This is a genomic window from Nocardioides sp. Leaf374 (assembly GCF_916862475.1).
GTDB lineage: Bacteria > Actinomycetota > Actinomycetes > Propionibacteriales > Nocardioidaceae > Nocardioides > Nocardioides kribbensis.
The window spans coordinates 1-7,081 of sequence record NZ_CAKASO010000073.1; the positions used below are offsets into that span (position 1 = coordinate 1).

Annotated in this window: 7 protein-coding genes and 1 rRNA gene; 7 read left to right on the forward strand and 1 reads right to left on the reverse strand. The window is 75.5% G+C overall.

What is annotated here, in order from left to right; translation table 11 throughout:
- Nucleotides 1-76, forward strand: a 5S ribosomal RNA gene (gene rrf, locus LPA27_RS18880); the annotation flags it as partial.
- A gap of 201 nt (nucleotides 77-277) precedes the next feature.
- The gene (locus LPA27_RS18885; RefSeq protein ID WP_056864717.1) at nucleotides 278-649 is read left to right on the forward strand and encodes a single-stranded DNA-binding protein; all 372 of its coding nucleotides are present in this window, start codon (nucleotides 278-280) and stop codon (nucleotides 647-649) included.
- On the opposite strand, the gene LPA27_RS18890 is transcribed toward LPA27_RS18885, so the two are convergent.
- Entirely contained in the window at nucleotides 624-1,748 is a 1,125-nt protein-coding gene (locus LPA27_RS18890; protein ID WP_228943517.1) for a DUF1015 family protein, read from the reverse strand. The two genes, LPA27_RS18885 and LPA27_RS18890, sit on opposite strands and share 26 nt — an antisense overlap.
- 120 nt (nucleotides 1,749-1,868) lie before the next feature.
- Here LPA27_RS18890 and LPA27_RS18895 point away from each other — a divergent pair, with 120 nt between their 5' ends.
- Genes LPA27_RS18895 through recN form a run of 5 tightly spaced genes read left to right on the forward strand, consistent with a single transcriptional unit; the run spans nucleotide 1,869 to nucleotide 6,837 of the window.
- Nucleotides 1,869-2,879, forward strand: a complete 1,011-nt coding sequence (locus LPA27_RS18895) for an HAD-IIA family hydrolase (RefSeq protein WP_228943519.1) — start codon at nucleotides 1,869-1,871, stop codon at nucleotides 2,877-2,879.
- Nucleotides 2,880-2,888: 9 nt separating this feature from the next.
- On the forward strand, nucleotides 2,889-3,257 hold the full coding sequence (locus tag LPA27_RS18900) for a hypothetical protein (protein WP_228943521.1): 369 nt from the start codon (nucleotides 2,889-2,891) through the stop codon (nucleotides 3,255-3,257).
- 4 nt (nucleotides 3,258-3,261) lie between these two features.
- Entirely contained in the window at nucleotides 3,262-4,104 is an 843-nt protein-coding gene (locus LPA27_RS18905) for a TlyA family RNA methyltransferase (protein WP_228943523.1), read from the forward strand.
- Nucleotides 4,101-5,072: an NAD kinase gene (locus tag LPA27_RS18910; RefSeq protein WP_056864525.1), complete on the forward strand. Its 972-nt coding sequence runs from the start codon at nucleotides 4,101-4,103 to the stop codon at nucleotides 5,070-5,072. The genes LPA27_RS18905 and LPA27_RS18910 overlap by 4 nt, the downstream gene beginning before the upstream one ends.
- Nucleotides 5,065-6,837 carry a DNA repair protein RecN gene (recN, locus tag LPA27_RS18915; RefSeq protein ID WP_228943525.1) on the forward strand — a complete coding sequence of 591 codons (1,773 nt, stop codon included), beginning with the start codon at nucleotides 5,065-5,067 and terminating at the stop codon, nucleotides 6,835-6,837. The genes LPA27_RS18910 and recN overlap by 8 nt, the downstream gene beginning before the upstream one ends.
- Nucleotides 6,838-7,081: the final 244 nt, after the last annotated feature.

Sequence of the window (7,081 nt, forward strand, 5' to 3'; positions counted from 1 at the left end):
GAACCCGGAAGTTAAGCCTTTCAGCGCCGATGGTACTGCAACCGAGAGGTTGTGGGAGAGTAGGACGCCGCCGGACAATTCTTAGTGCTTGTGGGGTCACCTGTTACCGGGTGGCCCCACAAGCCATTTCAGGACCTCACAGCCGTTGGGCCGCACCGGCAGCACGGCCCACTGATCGTCCCCAGGCGCATCACGACGGTCGCCCGTCCACACCTGCGTGGTGCGGCGCGGTGCGCGTGCCTCGAACGCGCCACGGTGATGCCGGAGGTGATGCGTGATGGCACGCACGAAGGAAGCGGTCCCCGCAGGGGACGATGTGGCGCCGGTCAACGAGGTCCGTCTCGTCGGCCGTGTGTCGGGCGAGGCGGTGGTCCGCGAGCTCCCGAGTGGCGACCCCGTCTGCTCGGTGCGACTCGTGGTGGACCGTGCCGGCAGCGTGGCCGGCTCCAGGCAGAAGGTCGACACGTTCGACTGCAGTGCCTGGTCGGCGCGCACGCGCCGGACGGTGTCGCGCTGGTCGCCCGGCGACGTCGTGGAGGTCCGCGGCGCGGTGCGCCGCCGGTTCTTCCGTCAGGGGGCGGGGGCCTCGTCGCGGGTGGAGATCGAGGTCGCCGAGGCTCGACTCATCCGTCGAGCAGCGAGTGCATGAGCACCCCGGGGCTCGGCTTGGGCTGGAAGGACGTGGCCTTCTCGGGTAGCAGCCGGTCGTCGGCGGCGACAGCGACCACGTGGTCCACGTCGGGCGCCGGCAGGAGCACGGCCACGGCCTTGCCGGGCCGAGCAGCCGCGGCCGCCTTCTCGGCCGTGTGGTGGTAGTCCACGGAGCGCGGACTGCGCGGCAGCGACGGCAGGACGGCCTCGTGCAGGAGCTCGACCGCCGAGCGGCCGGAGCCGGTCGGGAGGGTCAGCGCGCTCCAGTGCTCGCCGTCGGTGGCCACGAGGTGGTCGGGGCCGAGGTGGTCGAGGGCGGCGGCGCGGCGTACGCGCTCGCCGGAGCCACCGATGCTGGTGACCGCGCGGGTCAACTCCGGCAGGGAGACGCCCTGGACGACACGGTGGATGGCACCGAGGTGGAGCGGGGTGTCGGTCTGGTCGACGAGCATGACGAGACCGTGGTCGGCGGCGCCGCCGGGGTCGCGCGCCTGGAGGCGGAGGTAGGCGGCGTAGCGGTGGTGCCCGTCGGCGATGAGGACGCGACTGGGAGCCACCTCGCGCTGGACCGCCGCGATCTCGTCGGGGTCGGTCACGGCCCACAGCCGGTGCTCCTGCCCGACGCGGTCCCGGAAGGCGTGGGTGGGGCGCCGGGCCACCTGGCTCCGCGTCAGGGAGCGCAGGGTCTCGGAGGCGCGGTGGACCAGGAGGATGGGCGCCGGGTGGAGGCGGATCTCGGCCAGCTTGTCGGCCAGGTCGTCGGCCTGAGCGGGGCGGACGCCCTCGTGGGGGAGCACGGCGCGCTCGGCGGGGAGGACGGCGCGACGCGAGAGGTCGAGCACGCCCACGACGCCGCGGACGGTGAGGCCGGCGGCGGTGTACTCGTGGATGTAGAGGGCAGGCACCCGGTCGCGCGCGACCTGTCCGTGCTCCTCCCAGCGCGCCAGCCGGTCGAGCACCTTGCGCTGGGAGCGGCCGAAGGTGCGCGCGGTCGCGGGATCGCCCACCCGCAGGGGCGCCATCCGCAGGGCCCGGAAGGGCCCCAGGTGGAGGGGTCCGGCGACGTACGGCGGGGTGACCGTGCCGGAGCGCTCCATCTGCGCATCGTAGGGGGCGGGCCTGCCGGCCCAGGGACCACCGGGCAGGCTGGGCCCACCGGCCCGCGCGGGGCCGGTGACGACCGCCGGCCGGGGCCGGCCACGACCGAGGGGTGCACCATGCTGCGTGGGACCGACCGAGCTCTCTGCGACCACCACGACCTGGCCATGCTCGATCTCGACGGCGTGGTCTACATCGGTGGGGAGGCGGTGCCCGGGGCGGCCGAGGCGATCGCAGCCGCTCGCGAGCGGGACCAGCGCATCGCCTTCATCACCAACAACGCCTCACGGACACCCGAGACCGTGGCCGCTCACCTGACCGAGCTCGGTGTGGACGCCGCGCGCGAGGACGTGGTCACGTCGGCCCAGGCCGCCGCGCGGGTGCTCGTGGACCGGCTGGGCACGGGAGCGCGTGTCGCGGCCCTGGGAGCCGACGGGCTGCTGGAGGCGCTGCGCGAGGAGGGCCTGGAGCCCGTCGGCATCGACGACGAGGCCGACGCGCTCGCCACGGGCTACGGCCCCGACGTGCTCTGGCGCGACATCATGCGGGCCGCGGTGCGGGTGCGCGACGGGCTGTGGTGGGTGGCCAGCAACACCGACATGAGCATCCCGACGGCCTACGGCACGGCGCCCGGGCACGGGGTGCTGGTCGAGACGCTCAGCCGGTTCGCCGGGGTCGACCCGGTGGTCGCGGGCAAGCCCGCCCGCCCGCTGCTGGACGAGACCGTGCGCCGGGTGGGGGGCGCCACGCCGCTGATGGTGGGGGACCGGCTCGACACCGACATCGAGGGCGCGGTCGGCGTCGACATGCCCGCACTGCTCGTGATGACCGGTGTGACCGGCCTCGCCGAGCTCGTGGCGGCACGGCCCCGGGAGCGACCGACCTACCTCGCGGCGGACCTCTCCGGGCTGCTGCAGGCCCATCCGGAGCCCACCCGGAACGACGCGACGGTGGCGTGCGGCGGCTGGACGGCGCAGGTCGACGGCGCCGCCGACCTGGTGGTGGAGGGCGACGGGTCGCCGGACGACTGGTGGCGCGTGGTCGCCACCGCCGCGTGGGAACACCTCGACGCGGGCGGAGAACCCGTGGGCGTCGACCGGCTGCGGGCCCCGGGCGCGGAGCGACGGTAGCCTCGCGCCATGAGCCACACCCCCGGGGCCGGCGCCCCCCTGAGCGAGGAGCACGCCCCGACCGGGGTGGCCGGTGTCGACGAGGTCGTCGAGGCCGTCACCCGGCTCGACGGGCGACCCGTCGCCGAGCACGTCGCGGTGTTCGAGGACGCCCACGACCGCTTGCGCCGAGCGCTGGACGACGTGGACGGGCTGCTCGGCCCGGACCCGGCCGCAGGTGCGGACGGCGCCGCGCGCGACGTGCCGGTCACGGCGGAGCGACCGGGGCCCGGGGTCTGGTCGCCGGGTCGGGCAGGTGCGCCCGGTCCGCGGCCCGGCGCGATCGGCGTACCGCGTCCGGGGCTCGGGGCCTCGCCCCGCTCCGACGGCGGGGCGTGACGCCGTGCCCCCTCGTCGACTGCGCCTCGATGCGGAGCTCGTGCGTCGCGGCCACGCCCGCTCGCGCGAGCACGCCAGCGAGCTCATCGCCGCCGGTCGTGTGAAGGTCTCGGGCGCGCTCGCCCGCAAACCGGCCACCGGCGTCACCACCGACGTGGCCATCGTGGTCGCGGAGGCCTCCGACGACCGACCGGACTACGTCTCGCGCGGCGGCCACAAGCTGGCGGGCGCCCTGGACGACCTCGCGCCGCTCGGCCTCGACGTGGCGGGCCGGCGCTGCCTGGACGCGGGGGCCTCCACCGGGGGCTTCACCGACGTGCTGCTGCGCCGCGGCGCGGCCCAGGTGCTCGCCGTCGACGTCGGCTACGGCCAGCTCGCCTGGCCCCTGCGCCAGGACGAGAGGGTCGTCGTGCACGACCGCACCAACATCCGCGAGCTCGACCTGCCGCTGGTCGGGGACCCGGTGGACGTCGTGGTGGGCGACCTGTCGTTCATCTCCCTCGAGCTGGTTCTTGACGCGCTGCTGCGGGTGACCCGGCCCGATGGCGACCTGGCCCTGATGGTGAAGCCGCAGTTCGAGGTGGGCAAGGAGCGGGTGGGCAAGGGCGGGGTCGTGCGCGACCCGGAGCTGCGCGCCGAGGCGGTGCAGTCGGTCGCCGCCGCGGCGGCCTCGCGCGGCTGGGGGGCCCGGGCCGTGACGACCAGCCAGCTGCCGGGACCCTCGGGCAACGTGGAGTTCTTCCTCTGGCTGCGCCACGGCCCGGCCACGGTCGACGAGGACGCGATCCACACCGTCGTCACCACCGCGGCGCCGCCGGGGGTGGCGGGTGAGAGGGTGGAGCCATGAGTGACTCCCCGAGCGCCGACCCGGCGGTGCGCCGTGTGCTCATGCTGACCCACACCGGGCGCGAGGAGGCCCGCGAGGTCGCCCTGGAGTTCTGCAAGGCCCTCACCAGCAACGGGATCGTCGTGCGCCTGCTCGCCGGCGAGGCCGACGACCTGGGCCTCACCGCCGACGAGCACCCGGGCCACCCGGGTCACCTCGAGATCACCGACCTGCACCGCGACCCCAGCGCCGGGTGCGAGCTGGCCCTCGTGATCGGGGGCGACGGCACGATCCTGCGGGCCGCCGAGATCACCCACGCCAGCCAGACCCCCGTGCTGGGGGTCAACCTGGGCCACGTGGGCTTCCTCGCCGAGGCCGAGCACGACGACGTCGAGTCGACGATCGCGGCCATCGTCGACCGGCGCTACTCCTCCGAGGACCGGATGACCCTCGACGTCGTGGTCTACGTCGACGGCGAGGTCGTCACCCGCACCTACGCCGTCAACGAGGCCAGCGTCGAGAAGGCCTCGCGCGAGCGGATGCTCGAGGTGGTCGCGGAGGTCGACGGGCGCCCGCTGTCGAGGTGGGGGTGCGACGGCGTCGTCTGCGCGACCCCGACCGGGTCCACGGCCTACAACTTCAGCGCCGGCGGACCGATCGTCTGGCCGGGCGTCGAGGCCCTGCTCATGGTGCCCATCAGCGCTCACGCCCTCTTCGCCCGCCCGATGGTCGTGGCCCCCACGTCGGTGCTGGCCGTCGAGGTGCTGGCGCGCACCGGCGTCTCGGGCGTGCTGTGGTGCGACGGGCGACGAGCCGTCGAGCTGCCGCCCGGCGCGCGGGTCGAGGTGCGGCGCGGCGAGCGGCCGATGCGCCTCGTGCGCCTGCACGAGGCGCCCTTCACCGACCGTCTCGTGGCCAAGTTCGGGCTGCCCGTCGAGGGCTGGCGCGGCGCCGCGGAGAGGCGACGCAAGGGAGACGACCGTGCTTGAGGAGATCCGGATCAGCTCCCTGGGCGTCATCGACTCCTCCACGCTCGAGCTCGGTCCCGGCCTGACCGTCATCACCGGTGAGACCGGAGCGGGCAAGACCATGATCGTCACCGCCCTGGGCCTGCTGCTGGGCGGGCGCAGCGACAGCGGCGCCGTGCGCACGGGTGCCCGCTCGGCCCGGGTCGAGGGGCTGGTGAGGGTCGACGGCCTGGGCGGCTTCGCGACGTCGGTGGAGGACGCCGGTGGCGAGGTCGAGGACGGCCACGTCGTGCTGGCCCGCAACGTCTCGGCCGAGGGCCGCTCGCGGGCCTTCGTGGGCGGCGCCTCGGTGCCCGTCTCGACGCTGGCGTCGGTCAGCGAGCCCCTCGTCGCCGTGCACGGCCAGTCCGACCAGCACCGCCTGCTGCAGCCGAGGGCCCAGCGCGACGCGCTCGACCGCTTCGGCGGAGACGCCGTGGCCGGGGCCGCGGCGGCGTACACGGCGTGCTTCGAGCGGCTGCGGGCCGTGGAGACGGAGCTCGTCGAGGTCGTCACCAGCGCCCGGGAGCGGGCGCGCGAGGCCGACCTGCTCCGCTTCGGGCTCGGGGAGGTCGAGGCCGTCTCGCCCGAGGTGGGCGAGGACGTCGCGCTGGCCGCCGAGGAGACCCGGCTGGGCTTCTCCGACACCCTGCGGACCGCCGCCGAGCAGGCCCGGGAGGCGCTCTCGAGCGAGGACGGCGCGCCCGACGCGCTCGCGACGACCACGGCCGCCCGCTCGGCGCTGGAGTCGGTGCGCGCCCACGACCCGGAGGCCGCCGGACTGGCCGACCGGCTCGGCGAGATCTCCTACCTGCTCTCCGACCTGGCCGCCGACGTGGCCTCCTACGCCACCCGGGTCGAGGTCGACCCCGCACGGCTGGCCGCGGTGTCCGAGAGACGCGCCGCGCTGACCGCGCTGACCCGCAAGTACGGCGAGACCATCGACGAGGTGCTGGCCTGGGCCGAGACATCAGCGCGCCGGCTGCTGGACCTCGACGGCACCGACGAGCGCGTCGAGCAGCTGCGCCAAGAGCGCGCGGAGCTGCGCGAGGAGCTCGCCGACCTCGGACTGCGGCTCTCGCAGCTGCGCGGCGAGGCCGCCACACGGCTGGCCGAGGCGGTCTCCGGCGAGCTGGGCATGCTGGCCATGCCGCACGCCCGGGTCGTCGTCGAGGTCAGGCAGCACGCCGTGGAGGCCCCGGCCGAGACCGGTGACCCCGCCCGGGTCGGCACGCCGCTGCGGGTCGGGAAGCGCTGGCTGCGCTACGCCCCGTCGGGCCTCGACGAGGTCGACCTGCTGCTCGCGGCCAACACCGGCTCGGAGCCGCGCCCGCTGCACAAGGGTGCCTCGGGCGGCGAGCTCTCGCGAGTCATGCTCGCCCTCGAGGTCGCGCTGGCCGGCACCAGCCCCGTGCCGACGTTCGTCTTCGACGAGGTCGACGCAGGCGTCGGCGGCACCGCCGCCGTGGAGGTCGGGCGGCGCCTGGCCCGCCTGGCCCGCGACGCCCAGGTCCTCGTGGTGACCCACCTGCCGCAGGTCGCGGCGTACGCCGACCGCCACGTGGTCGTCAGCAAGTCCAACGACGGCACCGTCACCAGCTCGGGGCTCGCGGTGCTCGACGACACCCAGCGCGAGCGCGAGCTCTCGCGCATGATGGCCGGACTCACCGGCTCGGACACCGCGCTGGCGCACGCCCGCGAGCTCCTCGAGGTGGCCGGCCCGGCTCGCGCGCTGCCCGTCGGCTGAGGCCCGACCGCCGATCCCGGGTCGTCGTGGGGTTGGTCGTCGGGTCGTCGTCAGGACCTGACCTGGACCTGCGACCGGGTCATGACCGGGGACGCGAGCGGGCCGCGAAGGGCCCGTGACCGTGGCCGGGCCTCGCGCCCGGCGTGACGGCGGTGTGGTGTCGGCGTGTGGTGCCTGCGGGTGGTGGCACCGAGCCGCGGCCGACCGGCCCGGCGCGACCGACCGGCGCGACCGACCGGCGCGA